Origin of the sequence: Micromonospora terminaliae (assembly GCF_009671205.1) — a bacterium.
GTDB classification, from domain to species: domain Bacteria; phylum Actinomycetota; class Actinomycetes; order Mycobacteriales; family Micromonosporaceae; genus Micromonospora; species Micromonospora terminaliae.
In genome coordinates, this window is record NZ_CP045309.1 from 1,786,813 (window position 1) to 1,811,688 (window position 24,876).

18 protein-coding genes and 1 pseudogene are annotated in these 24,876 nt (G+C 70.1%); 12 read left to right on the plus strand and 7 right to left on the minus strand.

Annotated elements, in window-relative coordinates; translation table 11 throughout:
• Positions 1–36: 36 nt before the first annotated feature.
• From GCE86_RS08070 to GCE86_RS08090, 5 genes are all read right to left on the minus strand, one after another.
• A complete protein-coding gene (locus GCE86_RS08070; protein WP_204342854.1) occupies positions 37–1,350 on the minus strand; it encodes an aminotransferase-like domain-containing protein in 1,314 nt (437 codons plus the stop codon).
• A complete protein-coding gene (locus GCE86_RS08075; RefSeq protein ID WP_204342853.1) occupies positions 1,329–2,564 on the minus strand; it encodes an enoyl-CoA hydratase/isomerase family protein in 1,236 nt (411 codons plus the stop codon). Before GCE86_RS08075 ends, GCE86_RS08070 begins: the two co-directional genes overlap by 22 nt.
• A gap of 65 nt (positions 2,565–2,629) precedes the next feature.
• Positions 2,630–3,874 (minus strand): cytochrome P450 family protein, encoded by a 1,245-nt coding sequence (locus GCE86_RS08080; RefSeq protein WP_154226359.1) that lies wholly within the window; start codon positions 3,872–3,874, stop codon positions 2,630–2,632.
• Positions 3,875–3,948: 74 nt separating this feature from the next.
• Positions 3,949–4,965, minus strand: a complete 1,017-nt coding sequence (locus tag GCE86_RS08085) for an alcohol dehydrogenase catalytic domain-containing protein (protein WP_154226360.1) — start codon at positions 4,963–4,965, stop codon at positions 3,949–3,951.
• Positions 4,966–5,050: 85 nt separating this feature from the next.
• Positions 5,051–6,232, minus strand: a complete 1,182-nt coding sequence (locus GCE86_RS08090) for an acyl-CoA dehydrogenase family protein (protein ID WP_154226361.1) — start codon at positions 6,230–6,232, stop codon at positions 5,051–5,053.
• A gap of 271 nt (positions 6,233–6,503) precedes the next feature.
• Here GCE86_RS08090 and GCE86_RS08095 point away from each other — a divergent pair, with 271 nt between their 5' ends.
• The 10 genes and pseudogenes from GCE86_RS08095 to GCE86_RS08140 all read left to right on the plus strand — a co-directional run bounded on the left by GCE86_RS08095 (position 6,504) and on the right by GCE86_RS08140 (position 20,344).
• Positions 6,504–9,725 (plus strand): condensation domain-containing protein, encoded by a 3,222-nt coding sequence (locus GCE86_RS08095; protein ID WP_163636893.1) that lies wholly within the window; start codon positions 6,504–6,506, stop codon positions 9,723–9,725.
• Between the two features lie 47 nt (positions 9,726–9,772).
• Positions 9,773–11,317 (plus strand): amino acid adenylation domain-containing protein, encoded by a 1,545-nt coding sequence (locus tag GCE86_RS08100; RefSeq protein ID WP_163636891.1) that lies wholly within the window; start codon positions 9,773–9,775, stop codon positions 11,315–11,317.
• 22 nt (positions 11,318–11,339) lie between these two features.
• On the plus strand, positions 11,340–12,113 hold the full coding sequence (locus GCE86_RS08105) for a thioesterase II family protein (protein ID WP_239543069.1): 774 nt from the start codon (positions 11,340–11,342) through the stop codon (positions 12,111–12,113).
• 141 nt (positions 12,114–12,254) lie between these two features.
• Positions 12,255–12,770: pseudogene (locus tag GCE86_RS32565) on the plus strand (FAD/NAD(P)-binding protein); the annotation flags it as partial.
• Positions 12,771–14,167: 1,397 nt separating this feature from the next.
• Positions 14,168–15,748, plus strand: a complete 1,581-nt coding sequence (locus GCE86_RS08115; protein ID WP_154226366.1) for an AMP-binding protein — start codon at positions 14,168–14,170, stop codon at positions 15,746–15,748.
• 4 nt (positions 15,749–15,752) lie between these two features.
• Positions 15,753–16,808: a phosphopantetheine-binding protein gene (locus tag GCE86_RS08120; RefSeq protein ID WP_154226367.1), complete on the plus strand. Its 1,056-nt coding sequence runs from the start codon at positions 15,753–15,755 to the stop codon at positions 16,806–16,808.
• 111 nt (positions 16,809–16,919) lie between these two features.
• A complete protein-coding gene (locus tag GCE86_RS08125) occupies positions 16,920–17,129 on the plus strand; it encodes an MbtH family protein (RefSeq protein ID WP_154226368.1) in 210 nt (69 codons plus the stop codon).
• A 68-nt stretch (positions 17,130–17,197) separates the two neighbouring features.
• Complete coding sequence (gene sbnA / locus GCE86_RS08130) at positions 17,198–18,163, plus strand: 2,3-diaminopropionate biosynthesis protein SbnA (RefSeq protein ID WP_154226369.1); 966 nt, start codon at positions 17,198–17,200, stop codon at positions 18,161–18,163.
• Positions 18,164–18,172: 9 nt separating this feature from the next.
• Positions 18,173–19,156, plus strand: coding sequence for a 2,3-diaminopropionate biosynthesis protein SbnB (gene sbnB, locus GCE86_RS08135; protein WP_154226370.1), 984 nt, complete (start codon positions 18,173–18,175; stop codon positions 19,154–19,156).
• 18 nt (positions 19,157–19,174) lie between these two features.
• Positions 19,175–20,344, plus strand: coding sequence for a threonine synthase (locus GCE86_RS08140; protein WP_154226371.1), 1,170 nt, complete (start codon positions 19,175–19,177; stop codon positions 20,342–20,344).
• On the opposite strand, the gene GCE86_RS08145 is transcribed toward GCE86_RS08140, so the two are convergent.
• The gene (locus tag GCE86_RS08145) at positions 20,234–21,214 is read right to left on the minus strand and encodes an alpha/beta fold hydrolase (protein WP_154226372.1); all 981 of its coding nucleotides are present in this window, start codon (positions 21,212–21,214) and stop codon (positions 20,234–20,236) included. The two genes, GCE86_RS08140 and GCE86_RS08145, sit on opposite strands and share 111 nt — an antisense overlap.
• Before the next feature lie 191 nt (positions 21,215–21,405).
• Between GCE86_RS08145 and GCE86_RS08150 the strand changes: the two genes are divergently transcribed.
• Together GCE86_RS08150 and GCE86_RS08155 are read left to right on the plus strand one after the other, a co-directional pair.
• The gene (locus tag GCE86_RS08150) at positions 21,406–22,746 is read left to right on the plus strand and encodes an extracellular solute-binding protein (RefSeq protein WP_154226373.1); all 1,341 of its coding nucleotides are present in this window, start codon (positions 21,406–21,408) and stop codon (positions 22,744–22,746) included.
• A 32-nt stretch (positions 22,747–22,778) separates the two neighbouring features.
• A complete protein-coding gene (locus tag GCE86_RS08155) occupies positions 22,779–23,654 on the plus strand; it encodes a MaoC/PaaZ C-terminal domain-containing protein (protein WP_154226374.1) in 876 nt (291 codons plus the stop codon).
• A 54-nt stretch (positions 23,655–23,708) separates the two neighbouring features.
• Here the strand turns inward: GCE86_RS08155 and GCE86_RS08160 are convergent, their stop codons facing one another.
• The gene (locus GCE86_RS08160; protein WP_154226375.1) at positions 23,709–24,674 is read right to left on the minus strand and encodes a DUF1702 family protein; all 966 of its coding nucleotides are present in this window, start codon (positions 24,672–24,674) and stop codon (positions 23,709–23,711) included.
• Positions 24,675–24,876: the final 202 nt, after the last annotated feature.

Below are 24,876 nucleotides of genomic sequence, written 5' to 3' on the forward strand. Positions count from 1 at the left end.
CAGCGGCTTGTCCGCGCAAGGCCGGCTCGGCGTCGCCTACAACGCATCGACGAAGTCGGCCAGCCGGGCGGCACCCTCGACGATCTCCTCATGCTCCAGCGCGGAACACGACAGCCGGATCCGGCGCTCGCCTCCCGGGCCGAGATGGAAGCCACGCATCGGGGTCCAGAGCACACCGAACGCCTCCGCGGAGTACCGCAGCAGCGCGTCGTCGGCCTCGACCGGAAGCTCGACCTGGACGAAGTAGCCGCCCTCGGGTGCCCACCAGCGAACCCCGGCGCCCGGCTGATCGGGCTCGCCGAAGTGGTGGGCCAGCCGATCGAGGAGGACGTCGCGGTTGTCGCGCAGCCGGGCCGCCTTGGGCGCACCCAATGCGGCGATGGAGCCCCCGTGGCGAAGGAGAAGCCCGCCGATCAATGCCTGGGCCAGTGGAGACGTGTTCAGGGTGACCGCGTTCTTGGCGGCAGCGATCATGGCGGCCAGTCGCACCGGCGGGCCAGGGCGCCGCTCGACCCACTGGTCCGCCACCACGTAACCCACCCGGGCGCCCGGCACCGCGACCTTCGCGAAGGTGCCGGTGTGTACCACCCGGCCGTCTCGATCGAGTGCCTTGAGACTGGGCAGCCGGTCGTCCGAAGCGGCCGTGAAAGCGTACGGGTTGTCCTCGATCAGAATGAGGTCGAGGGCCGACGCCGTCGCCAGCAGGCGCTGGCGGGCGGCGAGCGTGAGCCGGTTACCCGTCGGGTTGGCGAAATCGGGGGACACGTACAGCGCCCGGAGGCGACGACCCGCCGCCCTCTCCCGCTCCGAGGCCCTGCGCAGGGCGGCCAGGTCCGGGCCGGTGCCGTCGTCCGGCACCGGGTGGACCGCGATGTCCAGCGAGTCCGCCGCGGCGAGCACGCCCACGTAGGACGGATCGGTAACCGCCAGGCTGGCGCCCGGCGGATGGAGGACTCGCAGGGTGAGGAACAGCGCCTCCTGGCACCCGACCGTCATGACGATCGCGTCGGGCGGGACATCGATGGCCTCGTCGACGCGCAGAGCGGCGGCAACCAGGTCGTTGATGATCCCTCTGCTGGGGCCATACTGGAACAGGTGCCGGCGCACCTCGTCCTCGCTGAGGCCGGCGGCGCGTCGCGCCTCGACGAAGGTGTCCAGCAGCGGACCGACCGTGATGTCCGCGAAGAACGGCTCGTAGGGGGCGCCTGGTGCGAACGAGATCGCGTCGGGGAACTCGGCCACGATCTCGTTGAGGAAGGTCATGGCGGCGACCTGCCGGCTCGACACGCTGCGATGCAGGTCCTCGGCGTGCAGGTGCGCGGACGGGATCAAGGTTGCCGGCGCATCCACTGCTGCTCCAACCGATGTAGGACGTCCTGGCTGTAAAGCCGCTGTACCTGAACTTCCGCGAACTCGGCGAGGTAGCTCCGGAACTGGTCCTCGGTCTCCTCGAAGGCGGTGAGCATGTGCCGGTTGGCCACCACGGCGGCGTTGTCCATGGCTTGGACCGCCTGGCCGAGCGCGTCGTCGACCGCGTCCTCGGCCACCACGGCGTCGCACAGCAGCGCGGCGACCGGCTCCCGGGCCGCTATCCGCCTACCGCCAAGGAGGACCTGCCGAGCCAGCCTCGGGCCGAGGATGCGGCCGAGCCTGAGGTTGGCCGCACCGGGCACGATGCCCTCTCGTGCCGCCGGCAGCGTGAAGTAGGCCGTGTCCAGGCTGATCACGTAATCGAAGGTCAGCATCAGCTGCATGCCACCGCCGATGGCGAATCCGTCGACCACCGCGATCCATGGCTTCCCGCCGCGGGACGCCGGGTCGGCCTCCTGCCGCGGATCCCACAGGCCACGCTGGATCTTGCTCAGATAGCCGATCTCCCGCTGCATGACGAAGCCAAGGAAAGGGATCTGCCCGGCGCACAGGAGTGTGAGGTTGATTCCGGAGCTGAAGACCCGGCGACCGGCGTACCTCGGGTGCTCCATCACGGCGCCCCGCACCACGCCCACCCGGACGTCCGGATCCAGCAGGGCCAGGTCGACGGCGACCTCCAGCTGCTGTCCGAGGGGCTCGTCCTCCGCGTTGAGGTAGCGCTGGTTGGCGACGGTTATCTCGGCCACCCCGTCCGTACGCCGCACCGACACCACGGGCATCTCGACGACACCGGTCCGCTGGAACTCCGGCAGCCGCGATCGGGCCTCGTCCGTCGGCAGCCGCTGTGAGCGCACGAGGTCGCCGCCCGCACCGGAGCCCAGCAGAGCGGAGTACGCGATGCCCTGGTCGATCTCGAGCCCCTCCTTGGCGCTCTGGCGGCGGGCACGTTCGACCTCCATCTGGGCGCGGTTGGGCGTCAGGCCCGGAACGATGTCGGCCAGGTGGTACGACAGCTCGGTCAACGAGAGCCGTTGGGGGCGCTCGCCGACGGCTTCGCGACAGAGCCGGTCCGATTGGGCGCTCAGCAGCCGGCGCCTCGCGGCTCGCGCGCGTCCATGTGCCGCGGCGGCTCGGGCCCGCTGGTCGGGGTTGCGATCGGCGGGAGCGGGCAACGTCGACAACAGGTCGGCCACGCGAGCCGCGGCGGCCGTCACCTCGGCCCGTAGGCGGTCCCGCACCAGGGGTTTCGTTGATGGAGTCACGCTGACTCGGCAAGGGGTGCGGAGAGCAGGACCGGCAGCTCGCTACGACCGTTCATGATGAACCCGCTCTGCGGCGCGATCTCCGACGCCGGTACCGCGAGAGCCAGGTCGGGGAAACGCGCGAACAGCGCGGGGACCGCGATCTCGGCCTCCAGCCGCCCGAGGGCCTTACCGATGCAGCTGTAACCGCCGTGACCGAAGGACAGATGGTCCTTGCGCGACCGGGTGATGTCGAAGGAGTCGGCGCTCTCGCCATGAACGGCGGGGTCGCGTCCGATCGCGGCGAAGTTCATGAGAACCGGATCGCCCGCACGTATCGTCACCTCGCCGAGCTGGACGTCCTCGGTGGGAAACCGGAACGGCAGATGTGCCACCGGAGCCTCGACCCGGAAGGTTTCCTCGATCGCGTCCTGACACGAGGCCTGTCCGGAGCTGATCAGCCGCCGCTGGTCGGGATGGGTGAGCAGGGCGTGTATCGAGTTGATCACCAGATTCGTCACGGTCTCGGTGCCGGTCCCCAGCAGGAACGACAACGTGCCGACGATCTCGGCGTCGCGCAGCCCGGAGCCGTCCGCTTCCTGGGCGGTGATCAGGTCACTCATGAGGTCGTCCGCCCGGTTCCCGCGCTTCGCCTCGACCAGCGCGGCCATCTCCATGAGTCCCTGCTCGACGCTCGCCGCGATCTCTTCGCCGGTCTTGGTCGTGTCGACCTGCGCCTCGCCGTCGCCGAGAATGGTGTCCCGGGCCGCGCCGGCGATACCGAGGACATCGAAGATGACGTGAGCGGCCAGCGGATAGGCGTACCTCGCCTTGAGGTCCACGACCGTACCGGCGGGACTGGCGGCGAGGTCGGCCAGGAGGCTGGACACGATCTTGTCGATCGTCGGCCGCATCGCCTCGACCCGTCTCGGCGTGAATCGCTTCGCCACCAGTGCGCGCATGCGGCTGTGCGCGCTTCCGTAGGTGGTGTTCATGTTGTCCATGAGCGCCCAGTCGATGAGTGGGAAGGTCGGGTCGACCTCGCCGTCGGTGAACGCGGTCCAGTGCTGACGCCCGTCCTTGGACATCCGCTGGTCGCTCAGGGCCTGCTTGCCGGCCTCGTAGCCGGTGATCGACCACGCTCGCACGCCGTTCGGGAGCTCGACCTCGGCGACTGGCCCACGCTCGCGAATTCGCGCGTTCTCCGCATGGATGTCGGCACCGGAGGTATCGATGACAACCGGAGGGGTTTTTTCTTGCATGACGCCGTCCTCGCTGCTCAGTGGGACCAGCTTTGTACGTGGAATGGCCGACCTGCGTCGGTGCGGCTTCCGGGTCAGTAGGTGACGACGGCGCGGAAGCGGACCTCGCCGGCGGCCACGCGGTCGACCGCCTCGGCGATCTTCTCCTTGGGGAAGACCTCGACCAGGGGAGTGACGGCGCCGCGGGCGGCCAGGTCGAGGGCCTCGACGAGGTAGGGCAGGCCGTTGTGGGTGGCACCGAGGACCGACTGGCCCTTGGCGAAGAACTGTCGCGACGGGTCGATGGTGAAGGAACCCGACGGGTCGATGGTCGCGAGCACCATGCGGCCGTCGACCCGGAGGCCCGCAAGGCATTCGGCGGCGGACTCGTACGAGGTGCCGGTGACGACGACGACGTCGGCGCCACCGATCCTCGCGAGGTCCTGCCCGTCGGAGACCACATGGTCGGCGCCGAGTTCTCGGGCGACCTCGTGCTTGTCCGGATCGCGGGTCACCGCCACGGTCTCGAAGCCGCAGGCCTTGCTGAACTGCACGGCCAGGTGGCCGAGGCCGCCGATGCCGAGCACGGCGACCCGTTCGTGCGGCTGCGGATTCGCGGCCCGCAGCGCCGACCACGAGGTGTACCCGGCGCACAGCAGCGGCGCGGCCAGTTCGTAGGGCAGTTGGTCGGGCAGCAGCACCGTGGAGGACGCGGGTACCACCAGGTATTCGGCGTGGCCGCCGGACCTGGTCAGCCCGGTCATCGCGGGGTTGACGCAGTTCATGCCGGTGATGCCGGTGACCGGGAGGTTGAGCCGGCAGTGATCGCAGCGGCCGCAGCCGCCCTGGATCCAGGTGGCGCCGACCCGGTCACCGACCTTGCGCGCGGTCACCCCGGCGCCGACCTCGGCGACCTCACCGGCCGGCTCGTGCCCGACGATCGTCGGATCGATCGGCGGATACGGGTACGTGCCGTCGGTGAGCCACACGTCATTGCGGCACAGACCGCTCGCGTGCACGCGGATGAGCACCTCGCCCGGACCCGGCGCCGGCTTCGGAACCTCGCGCAACTCCCAGGGCTTACCGGCTGCGGGACACACTGATGCCAGCATCACGACGACGCCTTTCCGACTACGACCGGCCGGATGAGCCGGCCGTTCCTGACAGATGAATGCGGCCCACTGATGAACACGCGGATCAGACGAAGGGCGTGTTGCTGTCCAGGCCGCACACGATCCGGCCGTACAGCTCCAGGTTGGTCTTGGGGTGCAGGATGGCGTGCAGGTTGAGCGCCTGCACGTCGCGCTGGATGCGCTGGATCGGCACGTCCTGGTGGATGGAGGAGCCGCCGCTCGCACCATGCAGGATGTCGACCGCCTCCTTGGCCCGCTGGCACGCGGCGCCCAGGTCGAGGCGCACGCGGGCCCGTTCCTCCAGCGTCCACGGCTCGCCCGCCTGACCCTTGGTGTCGATCATGTTCGCCGCGCGGCGGGCGTGGAAGCCGACCTCGTCGATGTTGGTGATTGCCTCGGCGATCTCCAGGTGGGTGACGGGTGCCTCGGCCTGGTTCTCGTAGCTGGTGTACGTGATCTTCCGCCCGGGCAGTCGCTCGAGGAAGGCGTCCTTCGCCGCCCTGGCCAGGCCGAGGGCCGGCGCGCTGATGGTTGCGCACGCGGTCGGCATGAACGGCGCCTTGAAGATCGTCGCGTCGGCGTTCAGCCGGGACTGGTGCTGCCCCTGCAGCACCGGCCCCATCTGCAGCACCCGCTCTGCCGGGATGAAGACGTCCTTGGCGATCGTGGTGATGCTGCCGGAGCCACGCAGCCCCGACGTGTGCCAGTCGTCGACGATCTCCAGGTCGGCGATCGGAATCGCTGCCATGATCGGAGCGAAGCCGCCGTCCCCGGTCGGCGTGACCGCGGCGTTCGTGTTCCACGTGCTCTGCTGGGCCCCGGTGTTGAACGACCATCTGCCGTTGATGATGAAACCGCCGTCGGTCGGGACGGCCACCGCGCCGGGGCTGAGGATTCCGCTGATGCGGACGCCCGGAGTCCCGAACACCTCGTCCTGCACCTCGTCGGGGAACAGGCCCATCATCCAGGTGCTGATCGACCACACCGCGACCGTCCATGCGGTCGAGCCGTCGCCGCGCCCGAGCTCCGCCAGGACATCCACGACCGTTCCCATGTCCGACTCGTAGCCGCCGTAGCGGACCGGGACCCGCATCTTCAGGATGCCGGCGTCGGTGATCGCGTCGATGACATCGTCGTGGATCCGCCGGTTCTCCTCCATCCACAGGGCCTTCTCCCGCAGCAGCGGGACAAGCTCAGAGGCGCGACGGACCAGCTCGTCCTTGGGCGGCGCTTGCGTAATCTCCATCGTGTTCTCCTTGGCAGGCGTCCCGCTGCGGCATAGGGCCCGATATCGGAATCAGCGGCCATGCAGACGTTTCCAGGTCGTACTGCCCGCCGCGCCTTCGCGCTTGCTGCCCGGCCACGACGGCCGGCTCAGCGCGCCGTCGAGCAAGATCCGAGATGGCCGTCGGTAGTGCGGCTGTGACGCTCCCAGAGAGTTGTGCGTGGCGAGCAGCCAGCTGATTCCACCCTGTGGCGTGGCCGGCGCGGCTCGATTCGTTCCAGCCAGGATGGGGATGACCATGGCGAATCGCTTCGACGCCGGTGGCGTGCTGGGGGACCTGACCACCGCGCGGGAAGAGATCCTGTGCGAGCTGTTCGCGCAGGTGCTGGGCGTCGACCGAGTGGGAGTCGAGGACAGCTTCTTCAATCTGGGCGGCCAGTCCCTGCGGGCGATCCGGCTGATCAGCCGCATCCGCTCGGTGCTCGGCGTGGAGGTCGCGGTCCGTACGCTGTTCTCGAATCCGACCGTGGCGCAGCTGGCCAAAGCCCTAGATGAGGCCGGCGACTCCCGGCCGCGGCTGGTGGCCGCGGCGCGACCGGACCGGTTGCCGCTGTCGTTCGCCCAGCGGCGGCTGTGGTTCCTGGACCAGCTCAACGGGCCGAGTGCGGTCTACAACATGCCGTTCGCCTGGCGGCTTCGCGGCTCGCCGGACGTGGGTGCGCTGGAGTCGGCGCTGCGGGACGTGGTCAGGCGGCACGAGTCGCTGCGGACGATCTTCCCGGTGGTGGGTGGTCAGCCGTACCAGCAGATCGTGGACGCCGCCGAGGCGGCACCGGACCTGACGGTGGTGGAGGCGGACCCGGGGACCCTGCCCGGCCTTCTGGAGCAGGCGACGCGACACGTGTTCGACCTGGCGACCCAGCTGCCGATCCGGGCCTGGTTGTTCCGGTTGGCGCCGCAGGAGCACGTGCTGCTGTTGATGACCCATCACACCGCCTGTGACGGATGGTCGATGGGCATCCTGGTGCGCGATCTGGCCGAGGCGTACCGGGCCCGGACCGGCGGCGACGCGCCGGGGTGGCCCGAGCTGCCGGTGCAGTACGCCGACCACACCCTGTGGGAGCGCCGCCTGCTCGGCGAGGGCGCCGAGGTGAGCAGCCTCCTGGCCAAGCAGGTGGACTACTGGACGTCGGCGCTGCGGGACCTGCCCGACGAGCTGGACCTGCCGTACGACCGGCCGCGGCCGCTCGAGCCGACCGACCGCGGCGGCATGCTGGCGGTGAACCTGGACGCCGGGCTGCACGGCGCCCTGAGAGCGTTGGCGCGCGGACACAAGACGACGCTGTTCATGGTGCTCCATGCCGGGCTGGCGGCCGTGCTGTCCCGCTGCGGCGCGGGCACCGACATCCCGATCGGCACCCCGGTGGCCGGCCGCTCCGACGAGGCGGTCCACGATCTGGTCGGGTTCTTCGTCAACACCCTGGTGCTACGAGCCGACCTGAGCGGCGACCCGACCTTCGCCGAGCTGCTGGCCCGTGTCCGCGAGACCGATCTCGCCGCGTACACCAATCAGGACGTGCCGTTCGAGCGCCTGGTCGAGATCCTCAACCCGGCCCGCTCGGTGTCGCGGCATTCGCTGTTCCAGGTGATGCTGATCTCCGACAACGCGGGCACCGGCCGCTGGGAGCTGCCCGGCGTGCGGATCGAGCCCATGGCGCTCGGCCATGAGACGACCAAGTTCGACCTGTCTCTCTTCGTCCGCCCGCAGTACCACGCCGACGGCTCGCCGGCGGGTGTCCGTTGCACCTTCGAGTACGCGCTCGACCTGTTCGACGAGTCGACCGTCCGGGCCCTCGCCGAACGACTCACGCGACTGCTGCGCCAGGTCGCCGAGGACCCGTCCCGGCCGGTCAGTGACTACGAGGTGCTGGCGGAAGACGAGCGGCAGCGGATCCTGCACGTGTGGAATGACACGGGCCGGTCGGTGCCCGGGCACACCCTGCCGCAGCTGTTCGAACAGCAGGCGGCCCGGACGCCGGACGCCACGGCGGTCGTCTGCGGCGCGAACCGGCTCTCCTACGCCGAGCTGGACCACCGGGCCAATCAGCTTGCTCGCCATCTGGCCGGTCTCGGCGCCGGCCCGGAGCGGTCGGTGGCGGTCGCCCTGCCCCACGGTGAGCTGCTGGTCGTCGCGCTGCTGGGGGTGTTGAAGGCCGGCGCGGCCTTCCTGCCGGTCGATTCGGACCGGCCCGCCGGGGAGGTCGAGTTCCTGCTCGCTGACGCCCGCCCGGCGGTTCTGATCACCGATGACCCCGCCACCGCCGCCGGGCTGTCCCCCGCGGGAGACGGCCCGCCAGTCATGATCCTGAATGCCGCCGGCACCCGCGACGCCCTGACGACTGTGCCGGGGACGGCCCTCTCCGACGACGAGCGGACAACCCCGCTGCGCCCCACCCACCCGGCGTACGTGGTCTACACCCCGGGCTCGACCAGCACTCCTGCGGGCGTCACCGTCACCCACGGGAGCGTCGTCAACTACAGCGTCTGGGCCCGAGACACCTATCGCGTCGGTGCGGGCAGCACGGCGCCGGTCCGCACCCGGGTGTCGTCCGGCCCCGCCATCGGTTCGATCCTGGTGCCGTTGCTGGCCGGGGCTACGGTTTCGCTGATCCCCGGGGGTGCCGGCGCTCAGCCGCTGACCGCCTTCCTGGACGGCGCGGCCGGCCCGGTGGCTCCGGTCAGGCTGAAGCCGTCGGACTTGCGGATGATGGCCGGGCATGAGGACCGGGCGGCGGACCGACCGACGGTGCTGGTCGTCAGCGGCGAGACCCTGCCGACGTCGCTGGCGCGCGACTGGTCGCGCGGCGGTGCGGCGGTCCACCGCGAGTACGGACCGGAGGAGTGCACGGTCGGCAGCGTCGCGCACCTCGTCGGCGACGAGTCCGGTGGTGTCGTGCCGATGGGGCGTCCGATCTGGAACGCCCGCGTCTTCGTGCTCGACAGCCGGCTGCGGCCGGTTCCGCCGGGCGTCGCCGGGGAGCTGTACGTGGCGGGTGCGGGGCTGGCGCGGGGGTACCTGGGCCGGCCGGCACTGACGGCGGAACGGTTCGTGGCGTGCCCGTTCGCCGTAGGGGAGCGGATGTACCGGACCGGCGATCTGGTGCGGTGGCGCCCGGACGGGATCTTGGAGCTCGCGGGCCAGGTGGCTGAGCAGGCGTCGGTTCCGGACCTGATCGCTCCGGATGGCGACCGGGTGCCGGCGTCTCCGCAGGAGGAGGTCCTGTGCGGGTTGTTCGCGCAGATCCTGGGTGTCGACCGGGTGGGAGTCGAGGACAGCTTCTTCGATCTGGGCGGCCATTCCCTGCTGGCGGCGGTTCTCATCGCGAAGATCACCGAGAGCTTCGGCGTGGAACTTCCCCTCAAGCGCTTCTTCAGCAACCCGTCGGTCAGGGCGGTCAACGAATACCTGGGGGATGTCTCCACCGGTGCACACTCGACTGAAGGATCCCGATGAGTGAATTCCCGGAACAGCTCGGCCGCCAGCCGCTGATCCACGCCGCCGTGGCCGGGCAGGCCGCGCGTGACCCGGACGCGACCGCACTCGTCTGGCGGGACCGGGAGATCAGCTACGGCATGCTCGACACGGCCGCGAACGACTATGCCGCTGACCTGCACGATCGCGGCGTCCGGCCGGGGCAGGTCGTACCGATCCTGATGGACCGGTCGCCGGACATGGTGGCGCTCCAGTTGGGCGTGCTCAAGACGGGGGCCGCCTACACGAATCTCGATCCGAACTGGCCGGTGGAACGGCAGCGCCTCATCATCGATCTCATCGCGCCGACGGTGGTCATCACCACGGACGACCGGTGGGACGGCCGGTTCGACCGCTACCAACCGTCGGACGACGGCATCGACGGTGCGGCCCGGCGGGCGCGACCGTTCGACCCGGTGCAGGTGCCACCGGAGGCGCCGGCGACCGTCTTCTTCACCTCCGGCACGACGGGCGTCCCGAAGGGTGTGCTGTCACCGCATCAGGCGGTGACGCGGCTCTTCGGCTCCGCGGGCCTCGACGGTTTCGGTCCCGGCCATGCGACGCCGCAGGTGGCGGCGCTGGCCTGGGACATGTACGCGTTCGAGCTGTGGGGACAGCTCACCACGGGCGGCGCCGTGGTGCTGATTCCGGAGAACTACCTGCTACCGCACACGCTGCGCCAGGTCGTGTCGAAGCACGGCGTTGACACCCTGTGGATCACCACCTCGGTGTTCAACATGTTTGTCGACGAGGCTCCGGACTGCTTCGGCGGCCTCGCCCGCGTCTACACCGGTGGTGAGAAGGCGTCGCCGGAGCACATGCGCGGCTTCCTGAGCCGCCATCCCGATCTCCCGCTCTGGAACGCCTACGGGCCGGCCGAGAGCTGCATGATCACGACTCTCCGGCGGTTGGTGCCCGCGGACTGCGACGTGTCGGGGGGAATTCCGGTCGGCACACCTGTGCAGGGCACGAGCGTGGTGCTGCTCGACAAACGCGATCAGCGCTGCGAACCCGGTCAGGAGGGCGAGATTTGCATTGCCGGCCAGGGCCTGGCGACCGGTTACCTGGGGCAGCCCGAGTTGACGCGCGAGAAGTTCCCGACCATCGACGTCGACGGGCTTCCGGTGCGGCTCTACCGGACGGGCGACATGGGGGTGTGGGACGACGACGGCGTTCTGCACTACCGCGGCCGGCGGGATCGCCAGATCAAGATCAGTGGGCTGCGGATCGAACTGGCCGAGATCGAGTCGGTGGCCGGCTCACTGCCGGGCGTCCGGAACTGCATCGCCTTCCCGATGACCATCCGTGAGGGTCTACCACCGCGGCTGGCACTGGTGTACCAGGTCGCGAGATCGGACGCGCATCCGTCGGGGCCACCGGACGACGATCCCCTGGACGTGCACGCCCAGCTGCGTCAACTGTTGCCCGCGTACATGGTGCCGCAGACCGTCCGCGGCCTGGCGCAGTATCCGGTGACCGCCAACGGCAAGGTCGACCGCGAGGCACTGCACGAGATCGCCCGGCGGTCGCGGACCGCCGGTCGGGTCCGATCGGGGCGCGGCCATGAGCGCTGAACCGGACGGCAACGCGGCCGCGATGCGTAGCGGCGCGAGGAGGAGCACCGGGCGGACGCGTCCCCGGAACCCGTGGTTCCCGTTCGGGACCGGAGAGGGCGCCCCGGTCCGCCTGCTGTGCCTGCCACATGCCGGTGCGGGTGCGGCGGTCTACCGAGCCTGGGCCCGCGGCTTGCCGGGCACGATCGCTGCCTGCCCCGTCGAACCACCGGGCCGGGGGACACGGAGCTCCGAACAACCGCTGACGTCGGCCGTGGAGATAGCCCGGCAGCTCGCCCCGGAGGTGCTCGCGACGGTGCGACCGCCGTACGCCATCTTCGGCCACAGCACCGGGGCCCTGTGCGCCTTCGAGGTCGTGCGTGAGATCCGTCGCCTGGGCGCACCGCTGCCGGTCCACCTCTACGTGGCGGGCCGGCGCCCGCCGAGCATGCCGATGATGAGGACCGAGCTTGCCGGGCTGCCGGCGGACGAACTGGCGGTCGTGCTGCGGCGGCTGGGCGGGACACCCGAGGAGCTCCTGGCGGACCCGTTCCTGTTGGAGCTGATCCAGCCGCTGCTCGTCGCCGACTTCCACGTCAACGAGATGTACCGCTACCGGGCCGAGCCTCCCCTGCCGATCCCCATTACGGCCTTCGCCAGCACCGAGGACCATTTCGCGGAGCCCGGCCAGGTCGCCGGCTGGCAGCGGGAGACAACCGACCGGTACGCGCAGCTCGTGTTCAACGGGGGCCACTTCGCCATCTTCGACAACTCGCCGACGGTGCTCGGGCGGATAGCCGCCGACCTGGAGCCGTAGTCCCGATTGCGGCCGTCGGTCAGTGGCGTCGACGGCCGCAATCGTGGAGGTGTGACGCCCGGATGGGCCTGGAATCGTCAGCTTGGGCCGCCGATGCGGTTGCGGTCTTTGGCCCATTATCGCTTATCTGGAAGGTCTGTGATGGGTGAGCATTATGCGCCGGAGCAATGGAGAAAATGCGTCACTGTTGCGATCGTGGGCCTCGGTGTCCGAGGGCTCGGTGTGCTGGAGCGTCTCATCAGTCACGCCTCCCTCGTCGATGAGAAGGTGACCTTCAACCTGCACCTGGTGGACCCCAACCCGGCCCAGCCGCATCAGTACGACATTCACCAGCCGGACTATCTCCTGCTCAACCACGCGTGCGCGTACGTCTCGATGTTTCCTTCGGTGACGTCCGTCGCCCATGCGCCCGCGACGAGCGGCCCGAACCTTTTCGAGTGGGCGCGCGAACGCGGGATGCGAGTGGCGAGCGACGGGTTCACGGTCGGCGGCGACGGGCGTCAGGTCATGCCGAACGACAACCTGCCGCGGCGGGTCTTCGGAGAATATCTGCTGTGGTTCCACCAGTATCTGCGGGACAACGCCCCGGACAACGTGCGACTGGTCAGTCATGTGTCCCGGGCAGTGGACCTGCAGCCAAAAGGCGATACGTCGATCCTGTATCTCGACAACGGTGACCGCGTCGAGGCGGACTACGTCTTCGTGACGGTCGGCCAACTGCCCTCCCGCGCACGCGACGATCAGGACCTCTCCGCCGACGTGCGGATCGGAACGCCTTACCCGCTGCCCGGGCAACTCGCGTCCGTCCACCCGTCCGAGACCATCGCCATCGCCGGCCTCGGTCTGACGGCAACGGACGCGATCCTCGCGCTGACCGTAGGCCGGGGCGGCAGATTCGACCGGTCGGTCGTCCCCGAGCGGTACGTGCCGAGTGGCCGGGAGCCGCGGATCGTCGTGTTCTCCCGCTCCGGCCTGCCGTACCGCGCGCGGCCTGCGCCGTCGTCGGTCGTCTCGTACGAGCCCGTCGCGTTCACCCGGTCGGCGATCGACCGACTGCGGGCCGGGACGCCGCAACTGGACTTCGATCGCGACGTCCTTCCGCTGCTCCTGCTCGAAATGCGGGTGGCGTACCGCCGGGCGGCGCTGCTGCAGGAGGCAGGCGCCGGAGCGGCTGAGGTCTTCCTTCTGCGTGCGCGCGCCGCCGCCGCCGCGGGGCGCCTGCACACGCTCGCCGACCTGCCCGGGCCGGCCGAGTTCGACGCCGAGGCGGCCTACCACGGGACGCTGACCCCGGGCGCCCAGGACTCCCCGGCGCCAATTGACGGCGAGGCGTATCAGCGGTCGGTGGAGTCGTGGATTGCCGCCGACCTGGCGAACGCGGCCCGCGGATTCGAGGGGAGCCCGTTCAAGGCGGCGACCGAGATGTGTCGCGAGGTCCGCGACACCATCAGGTACGCCATCGAGTTCGGCGGGCTGACGGACGCCTCGCTCGACCGGTTCTACCGCTACCACGTGGAGACGATCAACCGGCTGGTGATCGGGCCGGAGAAAGAGCGATCCGCCAACATCCTGACCCTGCTCCGATCCGGGGTGGTGTCGATGTCCCTGGGTCCGAATCCCCTCGTAACCTGGGACAGCGGCGCTGCCGCATGGTCCCTGTCCTCCACGGCGTTTCCGGTCCGCAGCACGATCAGGGCAGACTGGCTCTACCAGGGATACACCGACCGCCTCAGGTCGTTGCAGGACGACACGAGCGTGGTCGGGGCGATGGCCAGACGGGGCGTGCTGCGGCGATTCAAACCCGACAGCGCGGTCGTGTCGTCGATCGATGTGGACGGCCAGGGTCACCCGGTCGCGGAAGACGGAAGCACCGCTTCCCGGATCTGGATCTTCGGACTGCTCTGCGAGGGCGCGACGTTCTACAACGGCTACCTCACCTCACCCCAACGGTTCGAGCGTGCCCAGTTCGACGTCGATCACGCGGTGCACGAACTCATCAAGAGCGTCCGGCGGGAAGGGCAAATCACCAGCGCGTTCGAGGGAGAGGCCTGCCGATGATCATCGAAACCGGACTCTGGGGCGGGACCGTCGATCCGCCCTGCGTGCTCGCTTCGTTCGAGCGCTCGCTGAACCTGCGGCCGTGGGCGCTCGCCGTAGCCGACTCCGAACACCAGTTGACCTATCAGGACCTGTCGGTATGGATCGCCCGCATCACCGACCTGCTCCACGAGGCCGGGGTCAGGGCCGGCGACACGGTGGCCGTGACAGGGCGCCGGTCGGCGGCGATCGTCGCCGCCGCCTGGGCCGTCATCGGTGCGGGAGCCACCTACCTGCCGCTGGACACCAACTTCCCGCACAAACGTCTCGCCTACATGCTCGCCGAGACCGGCGCCAAACTCCTGCTGCACACCGGGCCCGACCCGGAACTGCCGGCACCGCGCCGGGCGCAGATCCCGGCGTGGAGCGACGTGGACCGGCAGACCGGGCCGGCCCTGGCCTTCGTGCCCTGCACGCCGGATGCGCCCGTCTACGTCATCTACACCTCCGGATCGACCGGAAACCCCAAGGGAGTGGCCCTCCCGCACAGCTGCATCGACAACATGGCGCACTGGCAGCGGCACCACTCGGTCCACCAGGACCTGCGGACGGCGCAGTTCGCGCCGTTGAACTTCGACATCTGGTTCCAGGAGACGCTCAGCACGCTCGGTGGCGGCGGGTCGTTGGTCGTCATGCCCGAGGAGTTGCGGCAGGACCCGATCGAGCTGCTGGACTGGCTCGCACGCGAGCGGATCGAACGGCTGTTCCTGCCCTGCGTCGCGCTGCACATGCTGGCGACGGCGGCAACGGCGTTCGACTCCCTGGCCGGCCTCGCCCTCCGCGAGATCAATACCGCCGGCGAGCAGCTCGTCTGCACGCCGGCGATCAAGGAGTTCTTCCAGCGTCTGCCCGAGTGCGGCCTCAACAACCACTACGGCCAGAGCGAATCGCACACCGTGTCGGCGCACACTCTGGCGGGGCCGAGCAACGCCTGGCCCGCGCTGGCGCCGATCGGCCTCCCGCTGCCGGGCTGCGAGATCCTGCTGGACACCGACGAGGCCGGCGAGTCGCACGTCGGCGAGCTGCTCGTGGCCGGAGCACCGCTGGCACTGGGCTATTTGAACCAGCCGGAGTTGAACGCGCAGCGGTACGTGACCATCCCGCCGACGGCGCACGGGCACACCAGGGCCTTCCGGACCGGCGACCTGGCGAGCGTGGACAACGGAGTGCTGCACTTTCTCGGCCGTACCGACGACGAGGTCAAGATCCGCGGGTACCGCGTCAACCCCCTCGAGGTCGAGGCCTGCCTGGGCAGACAGCCGGGAGTGGTGGAAGCCATCTGTGTCCCGGTGAACCTGGGCGCCGGCTCGCGGCAGCTTCGAGGTGCCGTGACGGTCGCGGCCGGCACGGAATTCGACGCGGCCGCCGCGCTCGCCGCGCTCCGCGAGGAGCTGCCCTGGTACGCGATCCCACCGTCCATCTCGGTGCTGCCTTCGATGCCGCGCACGTCGAGCGGCAAGGCCGACCGAGCCGCCATCGCGCGGCTACTGGCTCCAGGCGACCGATCCGCGGTAGCCGCCGACGCAGGGGAGCGATGAGACCTTGTCCGCGAATCCGTTGCTTCTCGTCCTCGACTACCCGGGCCGGCGGCCCGAGGCACACATCAGCGAGATGCACCTCGAGCGATCCGGGTTCGAGTGCCGGGATGTCCTGACCTCACCGATGCCGACCGCCCTCACGACTCCGGCGTACGCCCGTGAGCTCTACGCGCGGCAGCGACCGGACCGGCCGGCCGCCCTGGTCGCGTACTGCGCGGCCGCACCGCTGGCCGTCGCGATGGCCGCGCTGCTGGCTGGTCCGGCCGGTCCTGTGCCCATCGTGCTGCTCGACCCGCAACCGACACCGCCGTCGGAGATCCTGCACGAGTACCACGAAGTCGTGCGTCAGGTCGAGGGCCGGGCGCCGAACGTCGAACGGCCGCCGCTGCTCGACATCGAGGGCCTGCTCGCCACTCCCGAGACGTTCATGGCACGGATCGGGGAGGACCTGCGCCTGCGCGCGAAGCTGGCGCTGGCCGCCTTCGGTTTCGACGGGGCCGACGTCAGTGGCCCGGTGGAGGGCGTGGTCGGCGTCTATGTCGAATGGCTCAACTTCCTCGTGGCGGCTCACTACGACGAGCAGCCGGGGCCGAGCGGGCCGACGCTACAGGTGATCTCGAAAGGCCACCCGGCTGACGCCGGCTGGCTGGGCGCCACCGACCTCCGGACCGTACGCGTCCCGTGCGACCGGCCGGAGCTGGCTGCCAACGCCGAGGCGCGGGCGGCCGTCCTGGAGTTCCTCCACGACTGTGCGCTCTCCGCACCCGCCGACGGCCGGGGCCAGGGGCAGCCAGGGCAGGGCGACCTCGTCACCGACACCGAACTCGCCCTTGCCCGCATGTGGGCGGACGTCCTGGGCGTGGACGCGGTCGGCCGACGCGACAACTTCTTCGACCTCGGCGGCGACTCGATGCTCGCCACCCGGCTGGTGCTGTCGGCCCGCCGCACCTGGAACGTCGAGTTCAGCGTCCGCGCGCTCGTCGACTCGCCGGTGCTCATGGACCTGGCCGCCCGGATCGACGGGCTGACCGACGCCTCCGCCTTCGGACGGCACCGGTGAGCGCGTCGGCAACCGGCAAGGTGCCCGGCCGGCCCGTGGCACGCACGATCAATGCAGCCGGCTGGCCCGCCACCGTGGCGAGAGCGACCGACAACGAAAGGAGGAGTACCCGTGTCCAACCCGTTTGACGACGGTGACGCCCGCTATCACGTGCTGGTGAACGATGAGGGCCAGTACTCGCTGTGGCCCGCCACGGTCGCCTGCCCTGACGGCTGGGAGGTCGTCCGTGTTGACGACTCCCGAGCTGCCTGCCTCACCTACATCGAGGAGCACTGGACGGACATGCGTCCGGCGAGCCTTGTCCGCTCACAGGATGGCTGACCGACCACCGGAATCCGAGCCGGTTCGCCGGCTGATGCGACCGCGCACGACTGGCGTAGCGAGGCCCGATGATTTTTGACGCTCCGTACGACATCGTCACCGACGACATCTTCCTCAACCTGGCCGGGTTCGTTCCCGGGGTCGACCTGAAACTGAAGTTGGAGGGCCTGAACCCCGCCGGCTCCATCAAGCTGAAGACCGCAGTCGGGCTGATCGAGGACCTGATCGACAGGTCCGGCATCGGCCCCGGCGACCGGCTGATCGAATCGTCGTCCGGCAACCTCGGAATCGCACTCGGCACCGTCTGCGTCAACCGGGGCATCAGCCTGACGATCGTCGCCGATCCCAACACCAACGCGGCCGCCATCCGCACGATGCGGGCTCAGGGCACCACGGTTGTGGTCGTCACGGAACGGGATGCCAACGGCGGTTTCCTGCAGACCCGGATCGACTACATCCGCTCCCAGCTGAAGCAGGACCGGAAGCTGTTCTGGCCCAACCAGTACGCCAACCGGGCCAACAGCGCCGCCCACTACCGGCACACGGCTCGGAGCATCCTCGAGGAACTACCCGATGTCGGCGCGGTGCTCATCGGGGTGAGCACCTCCGGCACCCTCATGGGCTGCCTGGAGTTCTTCCGCGAGCACCGCCCGGCCACCCGGATCATCGCCGTCGACTCCGAAGGATCGATCCTCTTCGCCGAACAGGGCGCCCCGCGCCTCATCCCGGGTCTGGGCGCGAGCCTCCGTCCCGGGTTGCTCGTCGACAAGGGCGACTACGAGCGGGTCGTGGTGCCCGAGGTCGACACGGTGTCCGCGTGCCACATGGTCGCCCGCCGGTACGGAGTGCTGGTCGGCGGCTCCACCGGGACGGTGCTCGCCGCGGTGCGCCGCCTCGGCCCGACGTTGCGCAACGGACAGCCGGTGGTGGCCATCTCGCCGGACACCGGAGAACGGTATGTCGACACCATCTACTCGGAGAAGTGGGTGGCGGAGCACTTCCCCGGCATCGACTCGGTCCTGGCTCGCTGGTGAGGAGTCCGAATGTTTCAGATCGTGCCGCACGCGGTCGCCGTCGAGGCGCTCGAAGGCTCGCGCGACGCCGTCCTGGCCGCGGTCCAGGCGGCGTACCTCGCTCACGACAGAGGCGACACCGTCAACCCGTCCAGCCACTTCCTGCGTTTCCCGGACCGGCCGGCGGACCGCATCATCGCCCTGCCGGCCTACCTGGGCGGCGAGGCCGGGATGCCCGGGCTGAAGTGGATCAGCAGCTTCCCCGGCAACCACGAACTCGGTCTGCCCAGGGCGTCCGCCGTGCTGCTGCTCAACGACGACCGAACCGGCCGGCCGGTGGCGTGTCTCGAGGCGGCACACATCAGTGCCGCGCGTACCGCTGCGTCCGCCGCCCTGGCGGCGCGAGTTCTCCGGCCGTGGGGCGGGCCGGTCAGTCTCGGCTTCGTCGGTACGGGCGTGATCGCGCGAACGATCGCCGCGTACCTCCATCACACCGGGCTCCCGGTGACCCGGTTCGTGTGCCACGATCTCGTGTCCGGGCGAGCTGAGCAGTTCGTCAGTGACGTGGAGAAGCACTGGCCCGGGTCCGGCGGGGTGGCGGATCTGGATGCCGCGCTCGGCTGCGACGTCGTCGTCCTCGCCACCACCGCGGGGAAGCCGTACCTGCCGGAGACCCTGCGCTTCGCGCCCGGGCAGACCGTTCTCAACGTCTCCCTGCGCGACATCCACCCGCAGACGTTGCTGGCCACCCGGAACGTCGTCGACGACGTGGACCACTGCCTGCGCGCGCTGACCTCGCCGCATCTGGCCGAGCAGCTCTCCGGCGGCCGCGAGTTCGTCACGGGGACCCTCGCCGACGTCCTGCTCGGCAAGTGGAAACCGCAGCCGCACGAAGCGGTCGTGTTCTCTCCGTTCGGTCTCGGCGTCCTCGACATCGCGGTCGGCGCCATCGTCCTGGAGCGCGCGAAGAACGATGCGCGCACCGTGACGGTGGCGGACTTCTTCGAGGACTGACCCCGCTAGGAGGCACCGGTGGGTGAGGCACGGCTGGAGTCCGGCGCGCACGGACACGAGACGTACACCTATGACTACGACAGATCGCTCCTGCCCGGGTCGGGCTCGCGGGCTGGCATGTGGCGGTACCAGGGGCTGCTGCCCCGGCCCGACGTGCCCACACGGTATCCGCTGCCGGTGGGTGGGACGCCGCTGCGACCCGTGCGAGAGCTGCGGCGGCGGCTCGGGCTGCCGGGGCTGTGGCTCAAGGACGAGACGGCGGGGCCGAGCGCCTCCAACAAGGACCGGGCAACGGCCCTCGTCATCGACCAGGGGCTGCGCACCGGCGTCGATGTCGTCTCGACGGCGTCGACCGGCAATGCGGCTCTGTCGACCGCCATCGGCGGCGCGGCCGCCGGCATGTCGGTCGTCATCTTCGTACCCGCGGACTGCGCGCCGGCCAAGGTCGAGATGATGACGGCGATGGGGGCGTACGTCTTCCGGGTCCGCGAGGGCTACCGCGCGGCGTTCGAGCTGTCCCGGCGTGCCGCCGCCCACTTCCACTGGCTGGACCGGTGCACGGGACTGAATCCGCTGACCATCGAGGCGAAGAAGACGGCTTCCTTCGAGGTCTGGGAGCAGCTCGCAGGCCGCGCGCCGGACGCGGTGGTCCTGCCGGTCGGTGACGGGGTGACTCTGATCGGCGCGGCGAAGGGCTTCCGAGAACTGGTCGCCTGCGGGGTGCTGGCGAAGGTTCCCCGAGTCGTCGCGGTGCAGGCGCGGGACTGTGCGCCGCTGGCTGCGCAGTGGCACGGCGCCCGGGCGCCGGCACGGTGGCCCGGCACGGTGGCCGACGGCATCGAGGTGCCGGAGCCGATGCTCGGCGACTGGGCCATCGACGAGGTTCGTCATGCCGGAGGTGACTTCGTCACGGTCAGCGACGCCGAGATCCTGGACGCGGTCGACCTGCTGTCCGACGCGGCGCGGATCGCGACCGAGCCTGCCGGGGCCGCCGCGGTCGCGGGCCTGCGCCGGGCGAGCGCCGCGGGGCTGGTCGGTTCGAACGAGACCGTCGTGGCCTGGGTGACCGGCGCGAATCTACCGGCCGCTCCGGTCGAGGCGGGCCGGCCCGGCGCGGTCTTCACCATCTCGGCCGGCCTCGACGCGGTGGCCGCCGCGCTGGCCGGAACCCGCGTTCCGGTGGCGTGAGCGCTCGGCCAGCCACGCATGCGCGTCAGGCAGGCGCTTCAGCGCCAGCGTCCCGTGCCCGTCGTCGTCGAACCACCGGACCTCTGCACCCGGAACGTGCCTGGCCAGCCACTCGCCGTGGCCGGACGGGACGAACACGTCCCGCCGTCCGTACATGAGCAGGACCGGGACGGCGATGTCGGCGAGGTCGAATCCCCACGGCCGCACCTGCGTGCCGCTGTCGTCCCACCATCCCTCGATGCCCGGCGCCAGGCCGGCGGCCCGGCAGGAGGACAGGAACCGGTGGTACCTGCCGAGCGTGGCCGCTTCATCGTCGCGTGTGGGCGTCCACGCCTCACCGACCGCGTCGTCGGTCGCCGCGAGGAGGAACTCCTCCCGGTCCCGGTCCATCTTCTTCCGGGCCGCGACCGGGTCGGTGAGATACAGGTGGGTGTCGTCGACGTCGTCCCGGTACATGTCGGCGAACCAGTCGAGGCCCTCGGCCTCGAACGGTGCCATCCCGGCCAGCACGGCGGCAGCGGTCACCAGATCCGGCAGCAGGGCGGCGCACGCCAGCGCATGCGGACCGCCGCCCGAGAAGCCCCACGTCCCCAGGCGGTCGATGTCCAGCTCGGCGCAGATCGCGCGGACGTCGGCGGCGGTGTCGGCGACGGTGCGGCCCGGCCGGGGCGAGGAGTCCCCGTAACCCGGCCTGTCGTAACTGATCAGCCGCAGCCCGCGCTCGGCGGCGTCGCGCACCCACCGACCGTGGAAGGTCGCTCTCCTGGAACTCGGAGTGCCGTGGTGGGCCAGGATCGGCCAGCCGGCGGGATCACCCCACTCCTCGACGGCCAACCGCCCACCATCCGGAGTTCGTACGGTCCGGCGCATCCTGCCTCCTCAGCGGTGCGTTCGCGCAGCCGTAGCCATCAGAGCACGGTCGCGCGGAGCGGCGAACTCCACGATTGCCCGATCTCCGCCGGGGTGAGCAAACCCGAAGGCGCGGCTGGCCGCGCCCCGTTGACACGATCGACTGGCGCCTGCCCATAACCCCGCAATGCCGGCGTGGATAAGGAGCTGACATGACACAGCCGAGGACCAGGATCGATGTGTGGCTGACGGACCCGGCCAGCTGGGCGACCAACGAGGCGGACATCGCGGTCTCCGCCGCGGCGGAGTTCAACGGGGCGCACCCGGAGTACCAGGTCGAGATCAACAGGTACGACTTCCGTACGATGCCCGAGGAGGTGGCCCGAGCGGCGGAGCGCGGCGAGGCGCCCGACATCGCGGAGTACCACTTCACCTCCACCCGCGCCGCCATGGACACGCTCGGGCCGGACGGGAATCCCCTGTTCACGCCGGTCGAGCGAGCCGTCGCGGGGCGGAGCGAGATCCTCGGTGAGCCCGTCGTGCTCGACGACATGGTGCCCGCGGCACGTGACTACTTCCGCTACCAGGGCGAGCTGATGTCCATCCCGCGCACGGCGTCCGGGATCGTGCTCTACGCCAACACGGACCTCCTCGCCAAGGCCGGTGTGGCCGAGCCGCCGCGTACCTGGCGCGAGGTCACGGCGGCCTGCGAGGCGCTCGCCAAACTGCCCAACGGTCCCACGCACGGCATCGCGTGGCCCAACTTCTACTGGGTCTTCCTGCAGTCGGTCGCCCAGCAGGGCGGGCTGATCGCGGATCGCGACAACGGCCGGTCCGGCCGGGCCGAGAAGGTGGATCTCGCCTCGAGCGAGATGATGAACTACGTCCGGTGGTGGCAGGGTCTCCACCGCGACGGCCATTACCTGTACACGGGCAAGCTCATGGACTTCGCGGGCGGCTACGAGGCGTTCGAGGAGCAGCGGATCGCCCTCTTCCTCAGCTCCTCGGTCGATGCGTCGCACCTGCTGGATCGGGGCGAGCGGCACGGGTTCACCGTGGCGGTGAGCCCGATGCCGTACAACGACGAGGTTCCGCTGGCTGGCAACATGATGGGCGGATTCTCGCTGTGGCTCGCCGCGGGTCTCGACCAGGCCAAGCAGGACGGTGCGCTGGCGTTCATGCAGTATCTGAACCGGCCGGACAACGCCGCGGAGTGGGCCAGGCGTCACTACCGCATCCCGATCAGCAGGGCGGCGGTCGACGTCCTGCAACGGGAGGGCTGGTACCGCGACAACCCGCGCCTTCGCGTGGCCGGCGAACAGCTCGAGGCCGCGGACGGCTCACCGGCGGCGCTCGGGCCCCTGCTCGGCGGTCAGGCCAGCATCATGGGCGAGATCACCGGCGCGATGCACGACGTGCTGACCGCCGACGCCGAGCCTCACGCCCGGTTCGCCGAGGCGACCCGCCGGGCACAGGAGTTTCTCGACGCCTACAACTCGTACTGCGACGGGCCGCCCCGCCGCACCCCTCGTGACCTCGCCGTCAGCCTGTAGTCCACGAACTGGTGTCACCACCTGGAGGTCGCGTGTCGCTCGATCACAGTCTCGTCGGTGTACCCGGAGAACCGCGCGAGCGATCCTGGACCTCCACGGACGCGCTCCTGTACGCCCTGGGCGTCGGCGCGGGCCTCGGCGATCCGTTGCGTGAACTGGAGTTCACCACCGAGAACAGCGAGGGCATCGAGCAGAAGGTGCTGCCCACGTACGGCGTGGTGATAGCGCAGATCCCGCCGGCGCGGAGCATCGGTGACTTCGACCGCGCCCAGCTGGTGCTCGCCGAGCAGTACGTTGAGCTGCATCAGCCACTGCCGGTCTGCGGCACCGTGTTCACCTCGTCCACCGTCACCGGGATGTACGACAAGGGCTCGGGTGCGCTGGTCGAGTTCGAGAGCGTGGCGGTGGACCCGGCCACCGGTGAGCCTCTGATCACCACCCGGTCAGGCATGTTCATCCGGGGCCAGGGCGGGTTCGGCGGCGACCGCGGCACCTCCACGCCGTGGGCGCCGCCGGACCGCGACCCGGACCACACGGTCGTGGAGTGCACCAGGCCGGAGCAGGCGCTGCTCTACCGGCTCTCCGGCGACCGGAACCCGCTGCACGCCGACCCCAGGTTCGCCGCACGTGGCGGCTTCAGCCGACCGATCCTGCATGGTCCGTGCACCTTCGGGTTCACCGGCCGGGTGCTGCTGCACGAGTTGTGCGGCTCCGATCCCGCGAGGTTCGTCGCGATGTCCGGCAGGTTCACCGCTCCCGTCGTTCCGGGTGAGTCGCTGGTCGTCTCGATCTGGCGGGGTGACGACGGCGCCGCCGTGTTCCGGACCGCCAAGCGGGACGGGACCGTCGTCATCGACCGCGGCCGGATGAGCTATCGCGTGCCGTCCGAGTCGCCGGCGTCCTCGTAGGGGCGGCCGCAGGACCCGCCGACCGGCGGCAGCTCGCGAACGAGCTGCCGCCGGTCAGGCCCTGTCGAAATGGGCCCGGATGCGCTGTCGCCACAGCTCGTAGGCCGGCTCGGCGCCGGGGGAGTGCACCGCGGTGGAATCGGCGAGCGTGACCGCCTTGTCGACGGACAGGCCGGTGAGGGCCTGGCAGGCGGTGGTGGTGTAGTCCGGCACCAGACCGGCGTAGGAACGTGCCTTCACCGCGAACACCGCTCCCAGCGCCACCTGGGGCCACTGGTCACCGGCGGCGCGCCGCAACGCGTCCAGGCCGTCAGCGTCGCTTCCCCCGGCGAAGGTGGCTGCCAGCCCCACCCCGCTCCACAGGTCGGGCCGGCGGTGCTCGGCGAAGCGCCCCACCGCGGCGGCGACGTCGGGCGTCCGGCCACCACAGATGAACCACAGCGCCCGCCCGACGCCCTGATCGGCCGCGCGGAGGAAATAGTCCGGTGACCCTTCCCAGGGATAAGGCTTCGGCACCTTCTGCGCATCCACCCAGCGCGATGTGTCAAAATAGGCGCGGTCGAATGCGTAACCGTCCACCGCCAGCCAGCTCATCGTCGGGTAATACGGGTTGCCGGCAAGGTCGGGAACGGCCTTGTGCCACAGCTTTCTGGGCAGTCTGGCCATTGCGAAACCCATGCCGATGTACGCCAGGAAGATGTGCGGGCGACCCGGGCCGAGGAGCAGATCACGGGTCCGGTGGCCGCGTCCCATGGCGTCGAGGACGGTGAAGGCCATCGTGGCGCCCTCGTAGGCGAATCCGCGCATCTCCTCGTTGACCAGATCCAGCCTGCGCTCGACCTCCCACTGGTCGCGGGCGTCGATTCCCCACTCGAATCCGCAGACTACGGCCTGGGGGACAGCCTCTAGATGTCGTGTGCCGGGGGACGGTTGGGCCGGGAAGCCTCGTTTGGCGAACGTCACGTCGGCGAGCTGAGGGGTCAGCGTGAGCCTGCGCAGCGATCCGAAGACAGTTGGCATCTGTTCACCTTCCGTGGTGACACCGACGGGCCACCTGTCCATTGTGGCGTGAGAAATGCGGGCCGGCTTACTCTCGCTTGCTGTCTGCCGCCGACTTCGTCACAGGCTCGGCCATTGATGGGCGCACGTTGCGATGTCATGTTTGTGGGGTGAGTTTTTCACCCTCCGGGTCGTGACGAGGTCTCTGGAAGCTCGGGTTTCG